We start from the raw sequence: 25,631 nt of genomic DNA on the forward strand, positions 1-25,631 counted from the left end.
CGCATGCAACGGGGACGTCCCCCACGTTGCCATCACGAAGTGTATCCCGGCCCCACTGACATTGCCGCGGGAAGGGCGTTATCTACCAGGACGGCTGCGATCGCGGCGGCGGTGGCGAAGGTGTCGGTGTTGAGGACCCGGCTGCGGGCCGAGGCGCCGTCCAGGAGCAGCGCCAGTTGCTCGCCGAGCTCTTCGGGGTTGTTGGCGCCGGCCTCGCGGGCGGTATCGATGAGCCGGGCGGCAAAGTCTTTCTTGTAGTTGCGGGCGTACTCGCGTGCCGGGTGATCGGGGTCGGGGATTTCGACGGCCGCCGCGATGAATGGGCACAGGGGCGCATGGATGTCGAAGATGGCGAGGAGCCGCTCGCGGGGCGTGAGGTCGGTTCGATCGAAGACCTCCGGCAGGATATCGGGATCGAACTGGCGGAGGCACTCTGCGATCAGATCGTCCTTGCCGGGAAAGTGCTGATAAAGCGTTCGCTTGGACACCTCAGCCACCGAGCACAGCTGGTCCATCCCGGTGCAGTTGATGCCTTGGTCGCGAAACAGCTGTTGTGACGCACTGAGGATGCGCTCCCGAGCACCTCTACCGCGGCGCAAACCCCGCGGCCCCTTCTCCAACTCCGTCATGGAACCAGCTTAGCCCAAAAGCGGTACTGATCGGTGTACTTAACTTGCACTCCATCCAATGACGTGGATACGTTAAGCACTCAGATCGGTGTACTTAGCATCGGCGCGGCAATGAATGGAGCACTCATGGGAAAGCTTGATGGCAAGGTCGCAGTGATCACCGGCGGATCCACCGGCATGGCACTGGCAGGGGCAAAACTGTTCGTCGAAGAAGGAGCACACGTCTTCATCCAGGCCCGACGGCAAGAAGCTTTGGATGATGCCGTCAAACTGATCGGCCGCAACGTCACCGCCGTCCAGGGTGACGCGGCCGACTTGGACGACTTGGACCGCTTGTACGACACCGTCAAGCGGGAAAAGGGTTCGATCGATGTGCTGTGGGCAAGCGCCGGGATGGGCGAACCGGCCGCCCTCGGCGAGATCACCGAAGAACAATTCCACCGCGCCTTCTCGCTCAACGCGCGCGGCACGCTGTTCACAGTGCAGAAGGGACTGCCGCTGATCAACGACAACGGCTCGATCTTCATGACCGGCTCCAACGCCTCGCTCGGCGCCTTCCCCGGCTGGAGCCTCTATGCGGGAAGCAAAGCCGTTCAGCAAGCCTGGGCCCGCGTCTGGCTCAACGAACTGCGCGACCGCAAGATTCGCGTCAACGTCCTGACCCCCGGCCAAGTCGCCACAGCCAAACAGGCAGAACTTTTCGACGACGCAACCAAGGCAGCATTCGAATCCCTGATCCCCCGCGGAACGATGGGCCGCCCCGAAGAAATCGCCTCAGTCGCCTTGTTCCTCGCTTCCGCCGACTCCAGTTACGTCAACGGCCTGGAACTGGTGGCCGACGGCGGCACCACCGCACTCTGAACCCCACCTTGAGAAGAAGAAAAGAGCACAAGTCATGAGCAGCATTACTCTTATCGGTACCGGAAACATGGCCCGCACCATCGGCACGCTCGCGGTGGCAGGCGGCAATACCGTCGAGGTCATGGGACGCGATCAATCCAAGGCCGATCGACTGGCCAAAGTTCTCGGCGGGGGCACGACGGCGGGCACGTGGGGTGCCGCTCCGACCGGGCACATTGTGATCACCGCCCTGTTGTACGACGGCGTCGTTCCGGTGGTCGCCGAGTTCGGAGACGCCCTCGCGGACAAGGTCATCGTGGACATCAGCAATCCCTTCAACCCCACGTTCGACGGGCTGGCCCATAAGGACGCGACCTCAATCACGCAGGAAGTCGCCAAAATTGCCCCTGTTGGCTCCAGCGTGGTGAAGGCATTCAACACGATCTTCCGCAATGTCCTGGAGAAGGGTCAGCCCGACGTCTTCATCGCCGGTGACAATGGGCAGGCAAAGGAGGACGTGGCGGCATTCATCAAGAGCCTCGGGCTGCGCGCTCGGGACGTCGGCGGCTTGAAAATGGCGCACTGGCTCGAAGGAATGGGCCTGGTCACGGTCGGCCTCGCTGGCAACGGAGTGGGTCACTGGGACTTCGCCCTCGGCGCCAATGAATTCACCCGCTGAGCCGCCTGGGGGCAGGGACCTTCACCTAGTCCTGTCGGATTTGCATCATCAGTCCGAAGAGGTCCGGGAGACCGTGCTCTTCACTGATTTGACCGTTTGTGAATCGATAGATGTTCATTGCCTGCGTTTGGATGGGTTTGCCTGTCGCAGGTACGCCGAGGAAGTCTCCTCGGTGTGTGCCACGAAGGATGAACCGTGCGGCAACCGTGTTTCCTTCAATGATGGTTTCCTCCAGTGACCACTGAACGTCGGGAAACGCCTGTCGCATTATCCCGATGATTTCGAGGTAGCCGCTTGGACCCTGCACCGGTTCTGGCAGAAAGGGCACATGGAACGTTGCCGACGGCGAGATGATCTCATCACCAATCTTTTCGTCGGCTGAATTGATGAATTCAACGAATCGGTCCATGCGTCCGCGGAGCTCTTCAGTCATTTTGCTGCTTCCTTCACGTCTCTATTGGGTACGGCATATACCGCTGGTTAGCGGCTATTAATTGATGAACCCGGGTCCCGCAAGCGTGTCAGCTCGCTCGCTCGGCAGCCGCCGTCGACCGATTGGCATTTCGCAGCCGGCCCAGCAGTTCCACGAGATCATGCGTGTCCTGCTCGGTAAGCACGGGATTCAGCCGCAGATCCAGCTCGGCTTCAACAGTCCTCCTGGCCCGTTCCAGCAGCATGCGGCCGTCCGCCGTTAGCTCGATGAGGGAGGATCTGCGATCGTCCGGATTATTTCTCCGACGGCAATGTCCGGCCTTTTCAATCCGGTCAATGAGCTTGCTCGTGCCCCCGACGGTAATCGCAAGAGCCGAGGCCACATCGAAAACCCGACACGCACCCAGGCGATCGACGACGGCCATTGGTTCAAATCTGCTCATAGGGAGGCCATGCTCTTTGCGCAATCTGCTATCGAGCGCGTCCCACAGCTCGGTTTCCAATCGGGTCAGTTCGCTGAAGAGAGGATATAGAGACCCAGTTTCGATGCCCTTGATCATGAAGAGACTCTAACACTTTGCTTCCATGGAATATAGTTCTACGGAAACAAAGAAGTGGAGTTACAAGCGGCTGCTGGGCGGAGCCTAGAGCTTCGCCCAGCCTCCGCAGCCTTCGGTGATGAACCTCTGGCCCTGAACCAGTTTCACCATGGGGAATCCACTCGTCACAGCTCCCTCGGAGCTGTCAATGCTGTCTGGGCGCGTGATCTGCCAGGAGCAGGCCCGTGTGACTTCTTTCGTGGTTCGGTACGTGCCCGGCGCGATATCCTTCCCAACGATCCACGTCCCGTCTTGGATGATCCCGTCTTGAATGGTGCTCGGAGCTTCCGGAGCAGCTCCTGGAGCAGCGGCAACGGCCGAATCACGAACGGCTTCAGTCCCGGCAGCAACCACGCCGAGGAAAAGCGAGGCCGCTCCCGCGACGGCAACCACTATCGCCGCCTGTTTGCTTGGTAGCGCAACCCAAGAGGGCCTCTTGAAAATGAGCGAATAGAGCCCAGTAAGCAACGCTGCCAGGCCGATGAAGATCAGGATCGATTCGCCGTTCCCCGTAACAGCGTTGGCAAGGGCAAGTACGGCAAGCAATGCGCCGACGATCCAAAACGATGGACCGAAGCGTTTCCTGGGACCGCTGGACCAATTTTCCGGCGCAGGATTCTGCGGAAAGCGTGGGGGTCCGAAGCCCGGATGCTGGAAGGGCTGCTGCTGGTAGTAGGGCTGGTATTGGAAAGGCGCCTGCTGGAACGGTGGCTGCTGATAGAGGTGTGGCGCCGGTGCAGCAGCGGGTGCTGCAAAGGGCTGCGACGAGCCGTACGGAGGCGAGCCCGGCGGCGCGAAGGGCTGCGGCTGCTGTAGCGGCACTGCTTGCACATCCGGCTGGCCGTACGCCGGACCGTCCGTGTCATTTGTCATCAATTCCCCTAATGAAAGTAACCGGCATGGCGCGTTCTCAACAGCTGGCCCAACTACGCATCAGACTACGACACCGAGTCATAAACTGAGGGGGCACGAAGCAATCGCGATTTGCTTTGTTGAACGTGCTTGAGAACGGAGAGCGCCATGCTCAAGATGCTCATGTGCAAACTGAACTTGAGCCACGCCTGGCACGTGGAATCAGCAGAGGATGGCAGCGGCCGTTACAGGCGTTGCACGAGGTGCGGTAAGTACGACCGTGACTGGGACGGTAGCGGCTTCATGCATTGAACCGGCCTATGCCTTCATGTTCTCCTGCGATGGCGTTGCCGGAAGCGACAAGGTAAAAGTGCTGCCCCTTCCGGGTGTACTGGTGCATGTGATGCTGCCGCCGTGGCGTTCCACGATGGACTTGGTGATGGACAATCCAAGGCCAACGCCTGGAATGGCCGCCTGCCGGGCAGCACCTGTCCGGAAGAAGCGCGTGAAAATCTTCGACGTCTCCTCGGTGGTCATACCCATGCCGGTATCTTGAACTTCCAGCTGGATCCACCCATCGTTCCGGGCCGCCCTCACGGTCACCCGTCCGCCACCCGGGGAGTACTTGATGGCATTGGACACGAGGTTATCCAGGGCCTGTCCAAGCCTCAACGGATCAGCATCGGCCCACAACGGTGAAGGCACGTCGGCCACAAGGCCAACGTTGGCAAAATCCGCCTGCGCGTGGGCTGAGACCAAGCTGTTTTCAACCAGGCCCGCGACGTCGGTACGCCGCAGGTGGATGCTCTCCACTGCGGCGGCTGACATGAGCAGATCGTCCACCAGAACGCGGAGCCGCTCCGCATTGCGCTCGGCGACTTCCAACCGGGTCCTCGCTCTATCCGAGAGCTCTTCATCGCCCCGGAGCACCAAGTCCAAGTTGCCAAGGATCGAGGTCAGCGGGGACCCGAATTCGTGCGAGACGTTGGCAACCAGTTCATCCTTGGCCGCGAGGGCCTGGACGACGTCGGTCACGTCGCGAAACACGATCACGGCTCCCCCGAACCCTTCGTCGACCCCGTATTTCATGCTGCGGGCGGCGGTCGAAATGGCCCGCTGTTCTGCTCCCGTTCCGAACCACACCAGGTAATCCGAATACGTTTCCCCTTGGGCTGCCCTTTGAGTGGGACTCTTTTCGGGCGGAAGCGGTGTCAGCCGATCCTGACCAAAGATCAAGAGCTCGTCCCGTGTGGAAGCTGCTCCAGACCGGGATGGAGTAGCCACGCGGTGGAATTCTTTTTGTTGGTTGTTGGTCAAAAGCGTCTCGCCCTTGGAATCGACGGCGACAATTCCGACGTCGATTGTGTCCAGGATCGTCGCCAGCAGCATTTCGCGATCCCTGCTCGCCGCGAGCAATTGCCGCAAAGCTTGGTCACGCTGCCTGACTCGCTGTTGCTGGATCCTTGCATTCGAGCCGGAGAGGCGAATGGTGAGTGCGACGGCAAACATCACCAGAGGCAAGACGATAACCGAGAACATGTCCGAGGATGGAGGCTTTGGCAAGTGCGAAATGAACGGCGGAAGGGCAATTACGAGGGGCCCCAGAAAGCTGATGATAAGGCTTGACCTCGTTCGCAGACCTGATGCGGATAACCAGATCACAGGAAAAAGTGCGAGAACGACGAGGCCTGGCAGAGAGCCATATGCACCACTTCGCGTAAATGCGAGGGCAACCAGGTCCAAGACCGGGATGGCCAGGCTCGCGCCCGGCGCAAGGCGCTCCCACGGTACGAGGAAGCAACTCAGGAACAGGAGTGCATGCATGAAGATTCCACTGACAAACAACCCGTTCTGCATGAGATTTGGCCATAGAGCTGGGGCAGAGACGAACAATCCTCCGACCACCAGGGTCAAAGGCAATTCGCAGACGGCTATCCGGGCCCGGGGCGTCAGTCTTCTGAAGATGCGGGCGGCTGTGCGAAGCAAAGGCTGCTCAGTCAAGGCAGAATCCTTCGTTTGGGGGACACGGACCAAATATCGTTTCGCGCCGATTCCGGGAAGAGCGGGGGCGGAGCGTAAAACCGGAACGTTGGGACGGCGCATATTGCACATATTAGGTGCTATAAAACTTGAATGCTTGTATCGTACGTATTGGGTGACGCTTCCCGCTCTGCGCTGGGCTTGCGGGGATGTGCGCCGACTCGAGGGAATCAATGAACGAGCCTGGGGTTGCTGTAGTCATTGAGGACGATGAAGACGTCCGGAATTTGGTGGGCGCCATCCTAAAAGAGGCGGGTTTTGTGGTCCACTCCGCCGCCACCGGACGTGAAGGCGTCGAAGTTGTCCGACATCATCAAGCCGTGGCGGTCACATTGGATGTCGGACTTCCTGACATGGATGGTCACGAGGTTTTACGGCGAATCCGACAATTCAGTGATGCCTATGTCGTCATGCTCACTGCACGCAAAGACGAACCGGACACCCTGACCGCTTTTCTGACGGGCGCGGACGACTACGTGAAAAAGCCGTTCCTGCCTCGCGAGCTAAGGGCAAGAGTCACAGCGATGATGCGGCGGCCCCGCGTGGGCGTTGGGTTGTCTTTGCCTGAGGATGCCAGCGACACTGGCTTGGCCCGTTCGAATGGACGCAATGATGCGGTCATTGAACACAATGGATTGTCGTTGAATTACAAATCCCGGGCAGTTGCCCTTGATGGTTCTCCCCTGACCTTGACCAGAAGCGAATTCGATCTGCTGTTGGATCTGCTTCGCAACCCGGAGGAAGTGCGGTCAAGGGCTGACCTGGTTCGAGCTGCCCGTGGCGACTATTACGACGACGACGCATATATCAGCGAGGCCGACGAACGAGCCGTTGAAACCCACATTGGAAATCTTCGCCGAAAGCTGCGCGAAGATTCACAGTCTCCCCGGTTTCTGCAGACGATCCGGGGAGTCGGATATCGGCTCGCCCCGAAAAGACCCGATTAGGAGATGGGACCCGGTTCCGGGCTTTCATTCCTCAGAACGTAGCTTTCCCTGAGCTCCTTGACCGTGCGCTGACCACAGTCGGCAATCTCATCAAGGAGAGGCTGGGCATCGAGTAATTCGCCGTTCAGAACGTGTTCCTCAAGTAAGGCTGCAAGAACCGAAAGGCGAACGCCACCCACCATGGAAGACGAGGTCCTGAGGCTCAAGATCGTGTCCAGGGCCGCCGCTTCGTCACCACGCTCGACGGCGGTGGCGAGGCTTTCGTACCTTACTCGCCAGAGTCGGGCAAAGTCGCTTGCAAACTTGCGCGCTGTGCGCGGATCGCCCACCTGATCTTCCAGGAGTTGGAATTCCGCGAGGTCCAATATCGGCCGCCGATCGGCGTCGAACTTCCACGTGGAACCCTCCGCCGGGCCGATATGGTCGGAGTCCCCACGCTCGTCGACCTCACTGAACTCTGAACTGAACATAACTCGATGCTACTTCCTGAACTCAGATTTAAACCGATCTTGTGCTGATCTTGAGCAAATCCTCAGCTCCTCCTGATTTCTTGAGTTTCTTTTATTGCGCAATTTAGTTAATGAGCTCATCCACCGCTGAGCGTCGTTATGGTGTTGATGACCGCTGGTCCCAGGATGGCAATAAAGAGAACCGGAAAGATGAAGAATAGCAGGGGAAAGAGAATTGTTACTGGAAGCTTCATTGCTTTCTCCTCGGCGCGTTGCCGGCGCTTAACCCTCATGACCTTCGCCTGAACTCTCAACACGCGGCTAATGGCAATCCCGTACGTGTCTGCCTGGATAACCGCCTGCACGAAGCTTCGGAGCTCAGGAATATTGGTCCGTTGGGCCAACGCGAGATACGATTCGCGTCGGCTCCGTCCAACCTGCATGTCCTGGAGTGTCCTGACAAGTTCTTCCGCCAGCGGTCCCTTGCCGTTTTCGCCCGCGCGAGCCATGGCTCCTTCGAAGCCCAAGCCGGCCTCGACGGAAATGAGCATTTGATCCATAGTATTGGCGAGTTCCAACTGTATTTTCTTCTGCCGTTCCTGACCTTTGCTATAAAGCATCAGGTCGGGAATGAAATATCCCAGCAGGACCACAAAGATCCCCACAAGCTTGATGAGTCCGCTCTGGCTGGTGGTAGTGATAAAGAAACCGAAAATCGCGCCGAGAAGGCCAAGCGCAGGCTTGGCTGCGAGGACACGTCCAAGCGGAAGCGAAGTCGGACGCCCGGCCAGCGCCAGCAGCCTATCCAGCTTCTGGACGTAGCTGCCAGGGGTCAGCCTGTATCCCAGGCGCTCCAAGCCCCCGCTCCTGTTCCGCTGCTCCACGTCAATAGCGATTTGACCCCTGGAGAGCAGCTCGCGGACTGCCCGCGGGGTCCTTCGGTCAGTTGAAAGGAGGGACCACGCGAAATAGGCGCTCGGCAACGGAACGAGCAACAAGGATAAAAGCAGGAAAGGGTGCAAGGTTCACCTCAAAATTTCAAATCGATGATCTTGCGCATCCACAGACCACCGATGGTCATCAAGATGACGGAAGCCACGATCATCACCCAACCGAGCGGATTGGTAAACATCACGTTCATATAGCCGGGGTTGACGATCATGAGCATGATGACGATTCCCACGGGAAGAGCCATCAGGATGTACGCGGAAAACTTTCCCTCTGCAGCCAGGGACTTAATGTGTCCTTTGATTTCACTGCGTTCGCGAATGGTGTCGTTCACCTGGTCCAGCACGTCTGCGAGGTTCCCACCCACCTCGCGGTTGATCTGGATCGCTTGGGCTATCCACACGAAATCCTCGCTTCGCATTCTCTCCGCCGTATCGTTCAGGGAAGCTTGCAGGTCCCGTCCCAGGCTTGTCTCCGTGATGACCCTGCGCATTTCTTCGGATGTGGGGCTGACTGATTCCGTAGCAGCGGCGTCGATGGCGCGGAGGATGCTGTGACCAGCCCTTAGTCCACCGGAAAGCAGCTGTAGTGTGTCGCCCAATTGATCCTCGAATTTGTCTCGTCTTTTGCCCGCGCGGAACTTCAGGACCAGCCGGGCCACGAAGGGTGCCAGGACACTGAGGAGAATCGCGACGAGAATGCCACCGACAACCAGCCCGATCAAAGCTCCCACCACCGCGCCCGCGATCACCAGGACGACGAAGTCAGCCTGACTCATTCGCACGCCAGCGTCATCGAGTTGTTCGCGGTTGAAAAGCCGAACGTTGCGCCGGGTCAACACACCATGAATCATGTCCGTGGCTGACCCCGTAAATCGCGTCAGATGGGAACCGGGAAGCACCTGGTAGGGCCTCCTCCTGTCCAACGGCACCTCGGGTGCCTTTGGCAGAATGACGGCTACTCCGAACAGCACGATGGCTGACAGCATCAGGGCCAGCCCGAAGAAAAGAATCATGGCACGCTCACGTCCTCGGCGGCGACGTCAGTGGAGCCGCAAAAAGCTCGGGCGAAACATGAATGCCCAAGTCCGTGAAACGATCGATGAACCGCGGACGGATGCCCGTAGATACCGGTCGGCCCAGAAACCTACCGTGAGCATCAACGCCGGCCGAATAGTCGAAAACAAACGCGTCCTGGAGTGTGACGATATCGCCCTCCATGCCTTGAACCTCAGTCACATGGGTAATGCGGCGTGTTCCATCGCGGAGACGGGAAATTTGGATAATGAGATTAACGGCGGACGCGAGTTGTTCGCGGATTGCCCGCAGTGGCAAGTCCATTCCGGCCATAAGGACCAGCGTTTCAAGCCTGGCGACGGCGTCGCGGGGAGAATTGGAGTGCACTGTTGAGAGGGAGCCGTCGTGCCCGGTGTTCATGGCTTGCAGCATGTCCAGCGACTCTCCCCCGCGCACCTCACCAACCACGATCCTGTCTGGGCGCATACGGAGGGAGTTCCTGAGCAGTTCCCGGATAGTGACTTCACCCTTGCCCTCCGTGTTTGGCGGTCGGCTCTCAAGCCTGACCACGTGCTGCTGCTGGATCTGCAGTTCCACGGCATCCTCAATAGTGACGATCCGATTGTCCTCAGGGATGAAAGAAGACAGGACATTCAGCAAGGTGGTTTTGCCGGTTCCAGTACCGCCGGAAACAATAATGTTCAATTTCGCTTTGACGCAGGCATTCAGGAGTTCGGCGATTTCAGGAGTAAGTGTGCCAAAGTCGATCAAATTTCTGATGGTCAAGGGCACTTTGCTGAATTTTCGGATTGTCAGGGACGAACCACCAACAGCAAGCGGCGGAATCACTGCGTTGACGCGTGAGCCGTCTTCCAACCGGGCGTCGACCAGCGGGGATGACTCGTCGATCCGGCGTCCCACCTTGGAGACGATGCGTTCGATAACTCTTCTCAGATGATCTTCGGAGCTAAATCCGGAATCAGTGAGGATGAGCTTGCCGCGCCGTTCCACGTAAATCTGGTCCATTCTGTTGACCATGATTTCCGTAACTTCAGGGTCATCCAGCAAGCGTTGCAGGGGCCCGTAGCCCAGGACGTCGTCGGCCACATCCGCCACAAGCCGGCTGCGCTCCTCCGGAGAGAGCGGCACCTGCTCAGAGTCAATGATCCTGGTCAGCTCTTCCCGCGCAGCCGTCCGCAGCTCCTGCTCACTCAAGGCTGAGTCGTTGAATCTTGCCCCGAGGCGTTCAAACAATGCGGTTGCAGCCCGTCGCTTCAGGGCAGCGAACGCGTCCACCGGCTGCTGGGCCTTTGGCATCGGAGCGTCCGGATGATCGGCCAATTTCACTGAGAGGTGGGGTTTCGACGCAACCGTGGCCTTCGTTTGAAGGTTTGGTTTGGCCTGCTGTGCGGCCTGCGCAAAGGTGGGGTTCGTCGTCGAGAGTGGCTTGGGACCTTGCCCAGGCGCAGCCGCTGGACCGGCGGATTCTTCCTCAGCGTCGCGCAGGCGTTCAGACAGCTTCACTGGACTACCACCCTTCTGTGCAGTTTTCGCTGGGCCGAGGCCCGCCATGCGGGGTTGAAGCGTTCAACGAGATGGTTCAAACCCTTGATTGCTGGGTCCTTCGCCCCCTCTTGAAGCACCGGAATTCCCCGGTTGGTGGAGAGCGCGACTGCTTTTGACCGAGGGATGCTCACATCAACGGGGGCACCAACGGTGGATTCAACGTCCTGGACGGACAACCCGGACTTGGAATCGGCCATATTAAGCACCACATGGCGGGTTTCCGGGAGCAGATTCAGCCTACGAAGGATGTCCAACCCTGAGCGTAGCCCTCGAACACTTGGCACATCCATGGCTGACACCCACACTGCATCGGTGCACTGCTCCAGCGCCGCGAGGCCGATTTCAGGCAGCCCGGGGGCTGTATCAACCACCACATACTGAAACTCTTCGGCAAGTTGCTCAAGCAGCCGGCCGACTTGTTCGGGAGTAATTTCGTCTGCTTCAACCGGATTTTTGGGCGCGCACAAAGCATAGATGCTCGCCGGATGGACCGTGAGAAATGCCTTGAGTACCAAGGAATCCTGGCTGGCCGACGGCGTGACCGCGTCAGTAACAGTGTGTTCCGGATTGAGGTAGAGTCCCGAGGCGACATCGCCGAACTGCAAATCCAGATCCACGATCACTACGCTCATGGGCGCTAACTTGCCCAACCCCACGGCAATGTTCGTGGCGATGGTCGTCTTACCTACGCCACCCTTGGGAGAAAAGACGCCGATCACCAGGCCCTTAGGTGCTCCTGCTGGCTTGGGTTCCGAAGTCCGCTGACGGGTGGCGAAGGACTGGCACGCGCGCTCCAGGGTGACCCTGATCTCGGCCATGTCCGCAGAGGGGCTCATGATGTCGCGGATGCCGGATCGCATCGCCTGAAGAATAAAGTCCGGCTGCGGCTCCGCGACAAGAAGCACGCTTAGCTCCGGTACCTGAACGTTAAGGACCGTAGCCAAGCGCATCGCTTCCTCCACCGGCACGTCCGGTCCCAGAATCAGCACCTCAAGTTGTCCCTGGTTCAGGGCGCCAAAGAGCTCGGCGGGGTCAACAGGCAGGACGCTGGTGAAGAAGGTTTGCACGCTTCCGGGGAGGCCGCCGGCAACGGCTTGACGTAGCCGCTGATCAAATTCAGCACTGGGCGTTATCAAGACAAACCGGCTCACTTGTACACCTCGCTCCGTTGGATGATTCTGGGTCCGCTCTCCTGGGCGTCCACCGGCTCCTTACTCAGCCAGATTTTGGCGAACTCGGAGGCGAAGACGATCTTGGTTGCGTCCGAGTCACCCACTGCAACAGTCAGGAGCAAGGAACCAGTGGGCAGGGTGCTGTCCTTGGGATCAGGTGCTGTGGTCCCGGGACTGGGGGCAGGGCTGGGCTGGCTCGTAGGTGCTGGCTCGGGGGCCCGCTGCACCGCAGTCACAAGCACCTTGTGAATGGACAATTGGGTGGTTTCCTTATCGGGCTTGGACTCGATTCCACCGCTTTCCATGGAAATGAAAATCCCGACGTGGTCACCAGGAACCACCCGTCCGCCCACCACACGCACGGGCTCCACCTGAAACGAGACCTCCTGCATTCCGGGAGGTACCGCGACGTTTCCCGGAGTCTTCAGTGCCTCCGGGGCTACAAGGCGCTCGGCCACCAATGGTTCGCCCGGAACGAGGTCCACGGCAGCAACTTTGCCGGTTGAATCGCCCAGCGTCTTGAGTGCCGATGCGGGGACAGAAGACTGCGGAAGCTGCTGGGCAGCCAGGGAAGCCTTCATGGCCTCTACCGGGGTGCCGGCGGGAATCGGAGCCTTGACCATCAAGACCTCAACAGGGGCAAGATTCTGGACAGCCCGTTGATCCGCGCCCTGCGCGTAGACGAACACGAGGATCACCCCTATGACCGCCAGCAGCGCTGCTGCCGATCCCGCCAATAAGCGTGATTTCACTTAACACTCCTGTGCTTCAAAAATTGGAAAGGCTAGTTGGTCAGGCGCACCACGGTGACCCCGTTGGCATCCACGGGTCCCAACGAATAACCGTCCGCCAGCGACACGTATCTGACGAAGCTCCCCACGATCCCCCGGCAATTCCCGGTGCAGGACAGCGAGGAGGAAACATAGGGACTCTGGTTATGGAATACGTCCGGGAGGCTGCTGCCGCCGCTGAACTTCCATCCCGTCACTTTGAAAGCGGCAAACGAGATCAGGTGGTAAATGGCTCCGCTTCCTGTGCCGGTGACAGAATTGAAGACCGGAAGCAACACAATGATGTCCTTACCGGCGTTGATGGTGGCGGCCCAGTTGTTCAGGGTGGTGGAACAATTTGGAGGCACACTGTTACCAGGGGCGCTGCCCCCTTGGTTGAGCGCCAAGTCGATGGTGCCGCCGCAGGAGCCCGGATTCTGGACGGTCCATCCGAATCCGCCTTCTACTGCCGCGCCTGAAGGCCCGTAGTTGCAGCTGGGGTTTGCGCCGCTGCCGTGAGCCTGCAAAAGCTGCTGAACGCCGCCAACGTAGCCTTGCACTTGGCAGATAGAAAACGCCAGGGGGAATGGTGTAGTTCCCTTACGTGGGCTGCCCCACTGGACGGTCGACGAAGTCACAACGTCCGCGGAATTCATGCCCAGGACACGGCCAAAGACAAGTGAAACGGCATTTGGAGCACCACCCGCTTGCTGGGAGCCGGCGGACACGGTTACCTTCCGGTTAGTCAGATCAAGGTTTACCGAGTTGATGTTTCCAAGGCCGTCCACAGCATTCTTGTTGGCCATGTCCTTGGCGATCTGGGAGGTACTCGAGCAATTCGGATCGCTGGTGCTGGCGGCACACTTCTCCGCCACGGCCAGAGCGGCGGCATCGGATCCGTTCTGCGCTTGTGCCTTTTCCGAGTAGAGCTTTCCTGCATCTACAGCGAGGGCAGCAAAGCCAAGCAGCGCAACCAGAATCAGAGCGATGAGGACCGCGACGGCCCCGCGTTCGCCGTCGTCGTCATTGATCTTTAGCCGCCACATACCATCACCCCCACGCCTTGCATCGCGAACGGTCCTGCGATTCCCGTGAGGGTGCTGAGTGTGTACTTGACGGTTACGGACATCTGAGCGCCGGACGTGCAGCTGGTGGCACTGAAAGTGAAGTTGGCATCTGCCAGCTTTGGGTTCAGCGTTACAGCCGCGTTTTTCGCCGCGGTCCTGGCTGCCGACTGATCATTCGCGATGGACATCACGCGCACGCCCTCGCGGGCGGCGTTCGTGAGCGAGACCTGCGCGTTGTAGGCCCGCCCGAATTCCATGATCCCCAGAACCAGGAGGATCAGGACGGGTGCGAGCAACGCGAACTCGACCGCTACGGCACCCCGTTCTGATGTCCTGTGCATGTGGATCTGCCTTCTTATCGAAAGTGGAAAGAGGAACGGGTGGGTGGGGCCACCGACCCACCCACCCGATGATTTCAGCGAACCTGTTACGAGCAAACCTTGGTGGTGGCATTCCACGAGCCACCCTTGACGGCACAGGCTGAGCTGTTAAAGGTGTCCACGAGGTTGGTGCCGAGGAGGCTAACGGCCACAATGATGACGACTGCGATGAGGGCAACCATGATGCCGTATTCGACGGCGGTAGCGCCGTTCTCTTCACGACGGGCACGGGATGCGATGGTGCGGAAGGTAGCAAACATTTTGAAAACTCCTGAGCGAGTTGGGGAGATGTGGGCTGGCCCGATACCAGCTCCCAATAAACGTAGCAACTGAGAGAGGCCCATATCGGAGTCCTTGGGACTTCCTGTGGAAAGCCTCTGGAACCTGCGCATTTCCTGCGCTAATCCTAGGAATTCCCTTGCTTTGCCCATACAAAAATAAGGCCGCGCCATCATTGGCACGGCCTTATCCTGGAGTTTTGTCAGCCCATGGCAGGCGCAACCACGGGTGGTGCCGAGAGCTGCTTACGCGCCCACCGGACCAACTTCTTGCCCTTGCCCTTCCACCAGTTGTCTTCATCCTTGTTGTAGTGCCAGCGGAAGATGATCATCACCAGCACGGCCATACTCATGGCCACTTGAATCCATGACCAGCTGACCGCTTCAGCGAGGGCACTGATTCCCATGACCAGGATGGAAGGCACCGCCAAGGTCCTGAAAATCGTATTCGCCACGTACCGGGGGCGTGAACTTGGCACTGACAAGGCACGCACCATGTCGAAGCACAGGCACACCACTACCACTACGTGCCCCACGGACATAAGGAGAAGCCCGGGCAGCGACCCCGCGAACATAGCGGCTGATTCCATTCCTGTACTCAACGTAAACCCCTCCAACAAACGTCATTTCAGATCCTCTGTGCTCCATTGAATCGGCTGCAAGTGGGGCCGTCACGAGTAGTGTGTACTCGTTTCCGGCCGGCCCGACTACTCGGTTGCTTGCCCTGTACTTGGTCTGCTACGGCCGGACTCTCCACAACGCGGGGTCAGTTACGGCCCATAAATCCCCTCGGCATGGGCCCGAAGTGACCCCGCGTTGGGCGATATACACTCGCGGTGAGGGCGAAACGCATGACCAAGGATTTTCGGCACGGGTGTGAGCGAAGGGTCAGGATGTTCGGTTCGAAGAAGCAGAAGCTCAACGATCTGATGGAGGAGCTCAGGCCCGACCTGAGTCGGGAGTCGCTCGGCGCCGGGCCCAACTTCCCGGGTGTCGCACCGAATCCGCTCCTGAGCAGTGATGCACGGAAGCGCAATGCGGAACTGGTCAATGGGGTGCTTGCGCTCGGCGTTCTCGTCGACTGGCGGGAGGTAAACAGCAATCCACGTGTGCTCCTGATGTTCGACGTCGAGACCGCCGACGGCATATCGTTCCGCGGCATTGCAGACGAAGACCTCACGATCACCGCTCTCACCCGGCTCGCCCCAGGACAGACGTTGCCTGTGCGCTACCGGCCGGCGGTTATGGACCACTACGTCGCCCTTGCCCGGGACGCGGACCCTGCCCAAGTGCAGCAGCTCTCTGACGAGATCGCGAGTCGCAAACAGGCCGGACCCGAGCCCATCTCCGCAACGCGGGGTCATTTAGGGCCCATATATCCCCTCGGAATGGGCCCTAAATGACCCCGCGTTGGGCGTTTAAGCGGGACTATGCTTGACAGCAGGGCTTGGTTTTCAGATCCGGGGGGATGGAAGGTGTTTGGCTATGGGGGATAGCGTTTTCTTGCCGTTGGAGGATTACTTCAGCAGAATCGGAAGGCGCAGGGCGGTTGTCTTGTGCCAGTTGCCCTTGGCGGCCACGGTCACTTTGATTGTTTTCTTAGCAATCCTCTTCAACGCCGGCAGCCTCTTAGACCCTGTCTTCATCGTTGTCCTGCTCGTGCACGTCGTGATCCTTGCCGCATGCCTCGTTCTCCCGTGGAACCGTCTTCCCACATGGAGCTTCATCTTCATCCCCGTACTGGATTGTCTTGCTCTCGGCCTCCTGCGCGAGGTTGGCGGGCCCGTTCTCAGCGTCGTGGGATTGGTCATGGCCTTCCCGGTGATTTGGTTGTCGGTCAGCGCCAGCAAGGTCCGCGTGGCATTGGCCATCCTGGCGCCGCTTTGCGCGACGGTGGCTTCGCCGTTCGCACTGGGTCACGAGGTTGAACGGTCGGAGCTGATCCGCATGATCGTCTTCCCTGCCATCATGGCCGGTTTGGCTATCTCCGGGCATGCTGTTGCCCGCGGGCTGATCAAACATGGCGAGCGCCTGGACCATAAGGATCAGGAATTGGTGCGGCTCCATGGTGCCACCAAAGAACATGCGCAACTTCTGGACACCGTCCTTGAAACGGTCAACGTTGGGGTCTGGGCCATGGACACAAACGGTACTGACATTCTCACCAACCGTCGTCTCCGCGCCGACCGTTCGTGGGTTGAGTCCGTGGATGCCGTAAACCCGTTCACCGTTGGGACTGCTCACTCCAATGAGGAACGGAACAGTCCGGCCGACCTTGCTGTCCGAGGTGCCAGCTTCACCAACAGACTTGTGCGCGTAGGCGATGGGGAGAAGCAGCGGACCTTTTCGGCGGCCGCCCGTCCCCTGCTGGACGAAGCGGGCCAGCTGAAGGGTTCCATCATTGCTTTCACTGACGTCACGGCGCTGGTAAAGGCGCAAACAGCGCGCGACAAGTTCGTTGCCACGATTTCCCACGAGCTTCGAACCCCGCTCACGTCCATCCTTGGTTATCTGGAAATACTCGACGACCAGCCAAATCCTGCCTTCATGGGCATCATTGAACGGAATGCTGAACGTCTGCTGACCCTCGTCAATGATCTGCTTCTTGTGGCTTCCGAAGAACTCGAGCTGCGTCGCCGGCCCACCAATGTCTCCGAGCTGCTCCAGGAGTCGGTCAAGAACGCCAGGCCTGCAGCAGCGGCACGGGGTATCACCATTTCAATGCAAATCCACGGAGACGTGGCGGCAGACGTTGATCCTGGCCAGTTCTCCAAAGCCATTGACCAGTTGCTATCCAACGCCATCAAGTTCTCCCCCGAAGGCACTCAGGTGGTTATCGGCCTCCGGGGGAATAACGGTGAGGTAGAGCTCTCCGTTCGCGATCACGGAATCGGCATGACAGAAGAGGAACAAGATGAAGCCTTCACCAAGTTCTTCAGGGCCGATCAGGCAATGGAATCGGCCATACCCGGCGCAGGCCTCGGGCTTCCCCTCAGCAAAGCCATCATCGAAGCCCACGGTGGAACCATCGGATTGAACAGCCATCCAGGCTCCGGCACCACCGTCACGGTCACCGTTCCGCGATAGTTGCGAGTTGCTCCTGTTCTGCGGGTGTCAGCCATCCTGCTTCATCGTAATTATGACGATCGTCAAAATTTGGTTATCTACATCACGATAGACCTCAATTGAGGCCCGCGCAATACTCGGTTGGTATGCCAAGACCGCATTCAGCTTTTGGACGATTCGCGCCGGTTGGGTCAATATTGGCAACGCTATTGACGCTCTCTTCGGGTTTGGTATACCGTCAGCGCTATTCGGCATCCACCTGACTGGACGCCTCGACGATGAGGGAAGACGAATGGCAGAAGTTGAAGCGGCATCGACACAGGCCGGAGCTGGCTGCGCCAACTGTGGCGGCAATGTGGGACTCGAAGAAGAAGCCGGCATTCGCGCAGGCCAGGCTCATCAAACCGGGCTGCTGGTGGATAAAGTCGAGCGCGAGTCTGCGCTGGCGAAGATGCGAGGATTCGGAGCAGATGGCTTCCGTGACCAAAGCCGCCCCCTGGTTCTGGCCTCGAGTTGGCTCTTGGCGCATATCAATGACGAGATGGTTCTCCTGGCCGATCACGAGGTTGTGGTCAAGAACGGACGAATTGAGGAAGTAAGGCCCCGCACCGGCAGTACTGACGAGCGCGTGGAGATGCCGGGACAGTTGCTGCTGCCCGGGCTGATCTCCATGCACAGCCATGTGGCCGGAGGAGCAGCCACTCGAGGCTATGTTGAAGGCAACCTCACACCCATGAGCAAGGGTGCGCCGCTGCGGCAGGGACGGCAATTCCTCAAAGCCATGGTGCTCCTTGAAGACCTTCCGGACGAAGATCTGGACACCATGACCGCATTGAACCTCGCTGAAATTCTTCGCGGTGGCTGTACCACTCAAGTGGAAATGTCCAAGGGCCTGCGCTCCATGCAGTCATACGTCCGGGTGGCCCGGGAGTTTGGCATCCGGGGCTACCCTTCAGGCGCTGTCCCGGGGATGAAGCGGATCCTGCCCATATGGAAACGCGGTACGGACGATCAAGCGTTGTTCGATTCTGTGCCCGAAACCCTGGCAGAAATCCGGGAAAACCTGGACTACGCCCGCACCATCAATGGCGTTGACGATGGCCGGATCCTTCCCATGATGGCGCCGGCAACCAACGCCGTGCACACACCGGAAACTTTTGCGGCCATGAAGTCAGCGGCACAAGAGTTGCACGGCCTGCACATTCACCTACAGGCCGGATATGGCCGGGCGCCTCAGCCGGACAAGGTGGCAATGAACAGGCTGTGGGGTCAGGATGAAATACCGTGGCTGCACAGCATGGGAATCTTCGACGGGTCCGTTCGCGTCTTCGGGGCACATCTGCTGGGTATCGATTTTGAGCGGGACCTTCCCCTCCTGGCGAACTCCAGCTTCACGTTTGCCAACTGCCCCTCCGGTACGGGAGCGGGAGTAACGCCCGCGCAGTGGCCGTGGCCAGAGGTCCTGGGTGCGGGTGTCAATTCCGGTATCGGGTTGGATACCCACTCCAACGACTACATCGAAAATCTGAAGATGGCGGTCATCTATGGGCGCATCCGTGCCGACTTCCTCGGTGATTCCACTCCGGTGCCCATGGTCCGCCCGTCCATTTGGACCGCCGTCGAATCAGCAACGCTGGGCGGAGCGAGGGGCCTTGGCCGTGAAGATCTGGGCCGCATCGCCGTGGGAGCAAAAGCCGATCTCACAAGCATCGACGTCAGTGGTTTGTTTGTGGGTGTTGGAACCGTGCCGCGCGAACCGTTGAACCACCTGATGTACGCCAACGGGCTCTCGGTCAGAAACGTCATGACGGACGGCCAGTGGCAGGTCCGCGACGGCGCCCTGACCATCGTTGACGAGGCCGCCTTGGTCCACAAAGCCGGCAAGGTGGTCCAGAGAATCTGGAACGAGATGGCAGCCGACGGTGTCTTTGTCGACGAGCCCCGCAGTGACCTGATCCCGGCTGCTTCCTGAGCTAACGCTCCCGCGCAATTCCCACGGTTCACGCCTTGGGTTAATCCGTGCTGCCCAATTTTGACACTGCAATTCCCTTCAAGACCACGTAGTTCCCTTCAAATTGTTAGGAGATAGATCAATGAAGAACTTTGCTCCCCAGGTATCTGAATGCTGGAAGAAGGTCGCTGTAACGGCATTTCTGGTCGGAATACTTGCAACCACCGCCGCATGTGGTGGCGCCGCGCAGCCAGCCACAAAGGTGGAACCGGCAGCCAGCAGTGACACATCCTTGAGCGATCTGCTTCCCGCGGACCTCAAAGCGAAAGGCTCGCTCACTGTAGGCACGCAGCCGGACTTTGAACCCGCTAATTACACTCCGATCGGCGAAGACGGCGTCAAGGGATTCAATATTGACCTGATGGATGCGATGGCCGCCAAGCTGGGCCTGAAAGTCACCTACCAGAAGGTCCCTTTCGACCAGCTTCTGGTGGGCGTGCAGAACGGCAAGTTTGACGCCTCCATTGCTGGGATGACGGACCGTCCCGGGCGGCAGGAAAAAGTTGATTTCGTGGACTACCAAGTGGCAGGAACCGTCTTCATGGTGGCCAAAGGCAACCCAAAGAAGATCACCAGTGAAGTCGACGGCGGTTGTGGAATCAAGATCGGCGGGGTCAAGGGCAACGACGACGAACGCCTGGTCAAACTGATGGCCGAGGCGTGCACCAAAGAAGGCAAGGCTGCGCCGGAACTGGTGACCTTCCCCACCGGAAGCGATAAGAACCTGGCGCTGACCTCCGGGCGGGTGGACGCCATGTTCTGGCCCGACATGGCCGTATCCGTAGTGCAGAGGGAGACCGGAGGAAAGCTGGAATCTGTGCCTGTGAACTTCGAGGAAAAGGTCTTCCTCGGCATGATCTTCAACAAGCAGACGCCGCAATTGCGCGACGCCTTCCTTAAGGCAACCGAGGCCATCCATGCCGACGGCACGTATGACGAGATCCTGAAGAAATGGGATGTTGCTGTCATCGATCTGCCAAAGCCCGGAATCAACCTCGCCAAATGACCACTAATAATGAAGCGCTGACGAAAGTGCATTTGGCGACCGATTCCCCTCTGACAACTCCCCGACGTAGTTCGGACCAACCCCAGGCAGTATCCGGAGAAAAGGCAAAGAGGCGTAAACCATACGGACAATGGGCCACCGCAGCCCTGATCCTGGCAACCATCGGCGCATTCTGTTGGACGCAGGCCGGCAATGAAAAGCTCGACTGGGCCAGCGTGGGCCAGTTCATGTTCCATCCAGCCATCCTTAAGGGCATAGCAGTCACGCTGGAACTCGCGGTTTTCAGCATGCTGATCTCAGTGGTTCTGGCCTTCGGCGTCGCCCTGATGTGCCAGAGCAGAAACCGTGTAGCGTCTGCAGTAGGCAAACTCTATGTCTGGTTCTTCAGGGGCGTACCCCTGCTCGTACAGATCCTCATCTGGTTCAATCTCGCCGTGCTCTACCCAACCATCCTGGGGAGGGACACGAATGAATTGATCTCAGGATTCACGGCAGGTCTCTGTGCGCTGTCTCTGGCCGAATCGGGATACATGGCGGAGATCATTCGAGGCGGCATCATTTCGGTCGACAAAGGCCAAACTGAGGCGGGACTCAGCATCGGCCTTACCCGGGCCCAAGCCCTCCGCCGAATCGTTCTGCCCCAAACCATCAGGGTCATCATTCCGCCCACGGGAAATCAATTCATCGGACTGCTGAAGGCAAGCTCGTTGGTCTCGGCCATCGGTGGCAGCGACCTGCTCACCCAAACCCAGCTGATCTATGGACAAAACTTCAAGATCGTTCCCCTGCTCATCGTCGCCACGGTTTGGTACCTGGTCCTGGTCAGCGTCGCCAGCGTGGGCCAGTACTTCCTGGAGCGGAAGTTCAATCCTGACGGAGCCTCCTCACGGTTCTCATTTCGGAAGGCAGAACGGCCATGACGGTACTTCAAATGCAGGCGCCCTTGATGTCAGCCCGGGGTGTCAACAAATGGCTCGGACGCAATCACATCCTTCGCGGTGTGGACATGACAGTAGAGCCAGGTGAAATTGTCTGCGTCCTTGGCCCGTCAGGCTCCGGCAAAAGCACATTGTTGAGGTGCATCAACGGACTCGAGGCAATCGAGTCCGGCACTATCAACGTGGACGGTGACCGGGTGGGGTTCACTACCCGCAAAGGGCAGCTATACGAACACACCGAACAAGAAGCTGCACTGATGCGTCGCAGGATTGGAATGGTCTTCCAACATTTCAACCTCTTCAATCACATGACGGCCCTGCAAAACGTCACCTATGGTCCTCGCAGGGTACTCGGCCTCCCCAAAGCAGAGGCAACCAAACAAGGGTTGGATGCGCTGGACAAGGTTGGCTTGTCCATGAAACGAGATTCCTATCCAGCCCAACTCTCCGGCGGGCAGCAGCAACGCGTAGCAATCGCCCGCGCGCTGGCCATGAAACCCCAACTGATGTTGTTCGACGAACCAACCAGCGCCCTGGATCCGGAACTGGTGGGGGACGTACTGGCCGTCATGAAGCGGGTGGCTGAGGAAGGGATGACGATGATCATCGTGACTCACGAAATCGGCTTCGCCCGGGAAGTCGCGGACAGAGTGGTCTTCATGGATGAAGGCCGGATTGTCGAATCAGGACCGGCAGCCCAGGTACTCGACCATCCATCCAATGAGCGAACAGCCAATTTCCTTCGCCACGTCAAGTGAAAGCGTGGGGTCCGGCGATACCCGGACCCCACGCCACCAGAACAGGAACACCACCCTATGACAGACCGTGAAGCCGTGCACGATGTTCCAGTTTCAGCATCACGCACAGCCTTGGCCTATTTGCACATCCGGGACCGGATTATCAGCGGAGACCTGACGCCGGGAACCTGGCTCCGCGAGCGGGAGCTATCCTCTGAGCTCAACGTTTCCCGTGTGCCGGTCCGGGAAGCGCTGCTTCAACTCGAGGCCGACGGCTACACCACCACAGGGCCACGGCACGGTGCCGTTGTTCGGCAAATGACTATTCAGGACGTCAATGAAGTATTCGATATCAGGCTCAGCATCGAAGTCTCCGCCGCAAGCATTGCCGCGAGGCAGGTAGCCGATGGTGCCGCTCCTGATCAGCTGCTCACGGTCATGGCCCATGCAGAATCGCTCATCGACAGCCAGGATGCCGATCTGCGGGCGCGGACAAATATCGCCATTCACGACGAAATCTTCCGGCTGACGGGCAACGAACTGCTGACTTCCGTCATAAGGCCCGTTGCCAACCGCATGCGCTGGCTTTTCGGAAATGTGGTGGAACAGGACGCCGCGGTGCTCTGCCAGGAACACCGGGCCCTGTGCCAAGCGATATGCATGGGGCAACCAGAACTCGCCTCGGCCTTGGCCGTCGCCCACATCGAGCACAGCAGGGCTCCTGCCATTGCCCAGTTGGAAGGAAGGCTTCCGTCCCGCCGTCCGCAATCTGCCCGACCCCCTAGCTCCTTCCGCCCCCGGACACAGAGGCCCTCATGACACTTGTTCTCACAGCATCCACACTCGAATCCCTCGCCAGCATGACCGACACCATTACCGCCGTCGAACGCGGTTTTGGTGACATTGCCCGCGGCACTGCCCTTCAGCCCGGACCGCTATCCCTGCACCTGCCGTCGTCGGAAGCGCGCTACCTTCTCATGGCCGGATTGGCAGAAGCCCAGCAGCTGGCGGCAGTGAAGCTGCTTTCCGATATCCCCGCGAACCACGAAGAAGGCCTCCCTACCCAACGCTCCAGTATCCTCTTGGCCGATCGACGGACAGGAGAAACACTCGCCCTTCTGGACGGACGCGTGCCTACTCGAATTCGAACTGCAGCCGCGAGCGCCGTAGCCAGCAGGTTCCTTGCGCGCCCTGACAGTTCAACTTTGGGGTTGGTTGGTGCAGGAGCCTTGGCCATCGCCCACGTTGAAGCGTTGATGGCTGTTCTTCCCATCCGGAGGGTAGTGGTGTGGTCACGAAGCGCCTCTACATTGGCCGCATTCGAGGCGAGGACCGCGCACCATCCGATCGAATTAGTGAGGGCATCAGGTGTCCAGCAGGTTGTGGAGGCAGCTGACGTCCTTTGCACTTTGACGCCGTCCGTGGAGCCGGTGGTTCGTGGTGAGTGGTTTCGTCCGGGACTGCACGTCAATGCTGTCGGTGCACGCCCACGCCCCACGCATCGGGAAATCGATTCGGAGGGGATGCGAAGGGCACGGGTGTTTGTGGACAGCATGCCGACGGCCGTTGAGAAGTCAGGCGACCTCATGATGGCCGTGGCCGAAGGCACCTTGTCGCTGGACGACGTCAGAGGTGAGCTCAGCGCAGTCATCGTCGGCGACTTGACCGGACGTGAGCGCGAGGACGACATCACGCTCTTCAATTCGGTGGGAATCGGCATGCTTGACCTGGCAATCGGCCGGCTGCTGTACGACGCTGCCGTCCTTCATGGGTTGGGAACCAGCATCGATATGTCCCGGTGACGAAAGCTCACACCGCAAGCCCTCATGGACTGCGTGTTGGATAATCAAGTATGGGCGCGGAGCTGCTGACAATTCCTGAGTGTCCCCATGCTGCGGCCGCTCAGGAACTCTTCGAGCGGGCACTGGGGCTGGCCGGGGTTACCGGCATGGTGCACGTGGTGGTGGACTCCGAGGAGGAAGCAGCCTCGCTCGGATTCCACGGCTCCCCCACGTTCCAGATCGACGGACAGGACCTCTTTCCGGTCCTCGGAGGCCCCGCGCTGAGCTGCCGGATCTATCCGACGACGGACGGTCCCCGCAGTCTGCCGTCTCTTGAATCGCTCCGAAGGGCGATTCAAGAAAGACTCAAGGGCAGTTAGCTTAGGGGCGGGTCAGAAACGATTCGACTTTCCCCGGGTCCCGCTCGATCACCGGCTCCAAAACCTGATCAATCCTGCTGAGCAGTTCAGCATCAAGTTTCACTCCCGACGCCGTGGCATTGTCCACGAGCTGCTCTGGCTTGGACGCTCCCACGATTGCCGCCGAGACGTTGCTGTTCTGCAATACCCAGGCGACGGCGAGGGCTGCCATGGACAGTCCTGCTTCCTTGGCAATGGGCTGCAGTTCCTGGACCTTCTCCAGCACCTCCGGACGCATGAACTTGTGGTCGTCCTTCAAGGTCCCGTCCTCGCTGGTGAAGCGCGAATCGGTGGGCGCCCCCTTGCCGGGAACGTATTTTCCGGTAAGGACGCCCTGGGCCAACGGGGACCAGCAGATCTGTCCCAAGCCCAGCTCCTCGCTGGTGGGAACCACCTCCTCCTCGATGACCCGCCACAGCATTGAGTACTGGGGTTGGTTCGAGATCAGGCCGATGCCAAGGTCTTTGGCGAGTGCGGCGCCAGCCCGGATCTCGTCCGGCGTCCATTCGGAAACACCGATGTAAAGTGCTTTGCCGGCCCGCACGATGTCCGCAAATGCCTGCATCGTCTCCTCAAGCGGCGTCTCATAGTCGTAGCGGTGGGCTTGGTAGAGGTCCACGTAATCCGTACCGAGCCTGCGCAATGAGCCGTTGATTGACTCCATGATGTGTTTACGCGAGAGCCCGCGATCATTCTTTCCTTCACCGGTGGGAAAGAAGACCTTGGTGAAGATCTCAAGGCCTTCACGCCGAACCCCCTTGAGGGCCTCGCCCAAGGCCGTTTCTGCACGGGTTCCCGCGTAAGCGTCGGCAGTATCGAATGTGGTGATCCCAAGATCCAGTGCTTGCCGTACGCACGCTGTGGCAGCTTCCTGATCGATCTGTTCGCCGTGGGTGACCCAGTTGCCGTAGGCCAGTTCGCTGATGTACATTCCGGAGGCGCCGAGCTTGCGATATTCCATGGGTTAAGTCCTTTTCTTCAGTGTGAGTGTTAGCTGCTAGGTGTGATT

28 protein-coding genes are annotated in these 25,631 nt (G+C 59.2%); 12 read left to right on the forward strand and 16 right to left on the reverse strand.

What is annotated here, in order from left to right; all coding sequences use genetic code 11:
• Positions 1-32: 32 nt before the first annotated feature.
• A complete protein-coding gene (locus AC1DD7_RS09815; RefSeq protein ID WP_477514802.1) occupies positions 33-629 on the reverse strand; it encodes a TetR/AcrR family transcriptional regulator in 597 nt (198 codons plus the stop codon).
• Positions 630-755: 126 nt separating this feature from the next.
• Between AC1DD7_RS09815 and AC1DD7_RS09820 the strand changes: the two genes are divergently transcribed.
• Positions 756-1,490 (forward strand): SDR family NAD(P)-dependent oxidoreductase, encoded by a 735-nt coding sequence (locus AC1DD7_RS09820; RefSeq protein WP_477514803.1) that lies wholly within the window; start codon positions 756-758, stop codon positions 1,488-1,490.
• Positions 1,491-1,524: 34 nt separating this feature from the next.
• Positions 1,525-2,148, forward strand: a complete 624-nt coding sequence (locus AC1DD7_RS09825; RefSeq protein WP_477514804.1) for an NADPH-dependent F420 reductase — start codon at positions 1,525-1,527, stop codon at positions 2,146-2,148.
• A 25-nt stretch (positions 2,149-2,173) separates the two neighbouring features.
• Here the strand turns inward: AC1DD7_RS09825 and AC1DD7_RS09830 are convergent, their stop codons facing one another.
• The 4 genes from AC1DD7_RS09830 to AC1DD7_RS09845 all read right to left on the reverse strand — a co-directional run bounded on the left by AC1DD7_RS09830 (position 2,174) and on the right by AC1DD7_RS09845 (position 6,032).
• Positions 2,174-2,581, reverse strand: a complete 408-nt coding sequence (locus AC1DD7_RS09830) for an ester cyclase (protein WP_442016609.1) — start codon at positions 2,579-2,581, stop codon at positions 2,174-2,176.
• An 88-nt stretch (positions 2,582-2,669) separates the two neighbouring features.
• Positions 2,670-3,140, reverse strand: a complete 471-nt coding sequence (locus AC1DD7_RS09835; RefSeq protein ID WP_477514805.1) for a MarR family winged helix-turn-helix transcriptional regulator — start codon at positions 3,138-3,140, stop codon at positions 2,670-2,672.
• 84 nt (positions 3,141-3,224) lie between these two features.
• Positions 3,225-4,052: a hypothetical protein gene (locus AC1DD7_RS09840; protein ID WP_477514806.1), complete on the reverse strand. Its 828-nt coding sequence runs from the start codon at positions 4,050-4,052 to the stop codon at positions 3,225-3,227.
• 297 nt (positions 4,053-4,349) lie between these two features.
• On the reverse strand, positions 4,350-6,032 hold the full coding sequence (locus tag AC1DD7_RS09845; protein WP_477514807.1) for a sensor histidine kinase: 1,683 nt from the start codon (positions 6,030-6,032) through the stop codon (positions 4,350-4,352).
• Between the two features lie 212 nt (positions 6,033-6,244).
• Between AC1DD7_RS09845 and AC1DD7_RS09850 the strand changes: the two genes are divergently transcribed.
• A complete protein-coding gene (locus AC1DD7_RS09850) occupies positions 6,245-7,018 on the forward strand; it encodes a response regulator transcription factor (protein WP_477514808.1) in 774 nt (257 codons plus the stop codon).
• Here AC1DD7_RS09850 and AC1DD7_RS09855 read toward each other — a convergent pair.
• From AC1DD7_RS09855 to AC1DD7_RS09900, 10 genes are all read right to left on the reverse strand, one after another.
• The gene (locus tag AC1DD7_RS09855; protein WP_477514809.1) at positions 7,015-7,488 is read right to left on the reverse strand and encodes an Hpt domain-containing protein; all 474 of its coding nucleotides are present in this window, start codon (positions 7,486-7,488) and stop codon (positions 7,015-7,017) included. The genes AC1DD7_RS09850 and AC1DD7_RS09855 overlap by 4 nt on opposite strands.
• A gap of 116 nt (positions 7,489-7,604) precedes the next feature.
• The gene (locus tag AC1DD7_RS09860; RefSeq protein ID WP_477514810.1) at positions 7,605-8,489 is read right to left on the reverse strand and encodes a type II secretion system F family protein; all 885 of its coding nucleotides are present in this window, start codon (positions 8,487-8,489) and stop codon (positions 7,605-7,607) included.
• 8 nt (positions 8,490-8,497) lie between these two features.
• Positions 8,498-9,430, reverse strand: a complete 933-nt coding sequence (locus AC1DD7_RS09865) for a type II secretion system F family protein (RefSeq protein WP_477514811.1) — start codon at positions 9,428-9,430, stop codon at positions 8,498-8,500.
• A gap of 7 nt (positions 9,431-9,437) precedes the next feature.
• On the reverse strand, positions 9,438-10,748 hold the full coding sequence (locus AC1DD7_RS09870; protein ID WP_477514889.1) for a CpaF family protein: 1,311 nt from the start codon (positions 10,746-10,748) through the stop codon (positions 9,438-9,440).
• Between the two features lie 203 nt (positions 10,749-10,951).
• Positions 10,952-12,148 carry a CpaE/TadZ family protein gene (locus tag AC1DD7_RS09875; protein ID WP_477514812.1) on the reverse strand — a complete coding sequence of 399 codons (1,197 nt, stop codon included), beginning with the start codon at positions 12,146-12,148 and terminating at the stop codon, positions 10,952-10,954.
• Positions 12,145-12,921 (reverse strand): Flp pilus assembly protein CpaB, encoded by a 777-nt coding sequence (gene cpaB, locus AC1DD7_RS09880; RefSeq protein WP_442003595.1) that lies wholly within the window; start codon positions 12,919-12,921, stop codon positions 12,145-12,147. The genes AC1DD7_RS09875 and cpaB overlap by 4 nt, the downstream gene beginning before the upstream one ends.
• Positions 12,922-12,953: 32 nt before the next feature.
• Positions 12,954-13,985: a Tad domain-containing protein gene (locus AC1DD7_RS09885; protein WP_477514813.1), complete on the reverse strand. Its 1,032-nt coding sequence runs from the start codon at positions 13,983-13,985 to the stop codon at positions 12,954-12,956.
• Positions 13,973-14,347: a TadE/TadG family type IV pilus assembly protein gene (locus AC1DD7_RS09890; RefSeq protein WP_477514814.1), complete on the reverse strand. Its 375-nt coding sequence runs from the start codon at positions 14,345-14,347 to the stop codon at positions 13,973-13,975. The genes AC1DD7_RS09885 and AC1DD7_RS09890 overlap by 13 nt, the downstream gene beginning before the upstream one ends.
• 86 nt (positions 14,348-14,433) lie before the next feature.
• Positions 14,434-14,646, reverse strand: a complete 213-nt coding sequence (locus AC1DD7_RS09895; protein ID WP_477514815.1) for a Flp family type IVb pilin — start codon at positions 14,644-14,646, stop codon at positions 14,434-14,436.
• A gap of 221 nt (positions 14,647-14,867) precedes the next feature.
• Complete coding sequence (locus AC1DD7_RS09900; protein WP_477514816.1) at positions 14,868-15,254, reverse strand: hypothetical protein; 387 nt, start codon at positions 15,252-15,254, stop codon at positions 14,868-14,870.
• Between the two features lie 261 nt (positions 15,255-15,515).
• On the opposite strand from AC1DD7_RS09900, the gene AC1DD7_RS09905 reads away from it, so the two are divergent.
• The 9 genes from AC1DD7_RS09905 (at position 15,516) to AC1DD7_RS09945 (ending at position 24,583) form a co-directional block, all read left to right on the forward strand.
• Complete coding sequence (locus AC1DD7_RS09905; RefSeq protein ID WP_477514817.1) at positions 15,516-16,067, forward strand: hypothetical protein; 552 nt, start codon at positions 15,516-15,518, stop codon at positions 16,065-16,067.
• 82 nt (positions 16,068-16,149) lie between these two features.
• Complete coding sequence (locus AC1DD7_RS09910) at positions 16,150-17,751, forward strand: sensor histidine kinase (RefSeq protein ID WP_477514818.1); 1,602 nt, start codon at positions 16,150-16,152, stop codon at positions 17,749-17,751.
• A 271-nt stretch (positions 17,752-18,022) separates the two neighbouring features.
• Complete coding sequence (locus AC1DD7_RS09915; protein ID WP_477514819.1) at positions 18,023-19,702, forward strand: amidohydrolase family protein; 1,680 nt, start codon at positions 18,023-18,025, stop codon at positions 19,700-19,702.
• Positions 19,703-19,823: 121 nt separating this feature from the next.
• The gene (locus tag AC1DD7_RS09920; RefSeq protein WP_477514820.1) at positions 19,824-20,747 is read left to right on the forward strand and encodes an ABC transporter substrate-binding protein; all 924 of its coding nucleotides are present in this window, start codon (positions 19,824-19,826) and stop codon (positions 20,745-20,747) included.
• Positions 20,744-21,667 carry an amino acid ABC transporter permease gene (locus AC1DD7_RS09925; protein WP_477514821.1) on the forward strand — a complete coding sequence of 308 codons (924 nt, stop codon included), beginning with the start codon at positions 20,744-20,746 and terminating at the stop codon, positions 21,665-21,667. The genes AC1DD7_RS09920 and AC1DD7_RS09925 overlap by 4 nt, the downstream gene beginning before the upstream one ends.
• The gene (locus AC1DD7_RS09930) at positions 21,664-22,443 is read left to right on the forward strand and encodes an amino acid ABC transporter ATP-binding protein (RefSeq protein ID WP_477514822.1); all 780 of its coding nucleotides are present in this window, start codon (positions 21,664-21,666) and stop codon (positions 22,441-22,443) included. The genes AC1DD7_RS09925 and AC1DD7_RS09930 overlap by 4 nt, the downstream gene beginning before the upstream one ends.
• A gap of 57 nt (positions 22,444-22,500) precedes the next feature.
• Positions 22,501-23,241 carry a GntR family transcriptional regulator gene (locus AC1DD7_RS09935; protein ID WP_477514823.1) on the forward strand — a complete coding sequence of 247 codons (741 nt, stop codon included), beginning with the start codon at positions 22,501-22,503 and terminating at the stop codon, positions 23,239-23,241.
• Positions 23,238-24,224 (forward strand): ornithine cyclodeaminase family protein, encoded by a 987-nt coding sequence (locus tag AC1DD7_RS09940; RefSeq protein WP_477514824.1) that lies wholly within the window; start codon positions 23,238-23,240, stop codon positions 24,222-24,224. Before AC1DD7_RS09935 ends, AC1DD7_RS09940 begins: the two co-directional genes overlap by 4 nt.
• Before the next feature lie 50 nt (positions 24,225-24,274).
• A complete protein-coding gene (locus AC1DD7_RS09945; protein ID WP_477514825.1) occupies positions 24,275-24,583 on the forward strand; it encodes a hypothetical protein in 309 nt (102 codons plus the stop codon).
• A 1-nt stretch (position 24,584) separates the two neighbouring features.
• On the opposite strand, the gene AC1DD7_RS09950 is transcribed toward AC1DD7_RS09945, so the two are convergent.
• Positions 24,585-25,583, reverse strand: coding sequence for an aldo/keto reductase family protein (locus tag AC1DD7_RS09950; protein WP_477514826.1), 999 nt, complete (start codon positions 25,581-25,583; stop codon positions 24,585-24,587).
• Positions 25,584-25,631: the final 48 nt, after the last annotated feature.

It is taken from the genome of Paenarthrobacter sp. 10L412 (assembly GCF_056395565.1).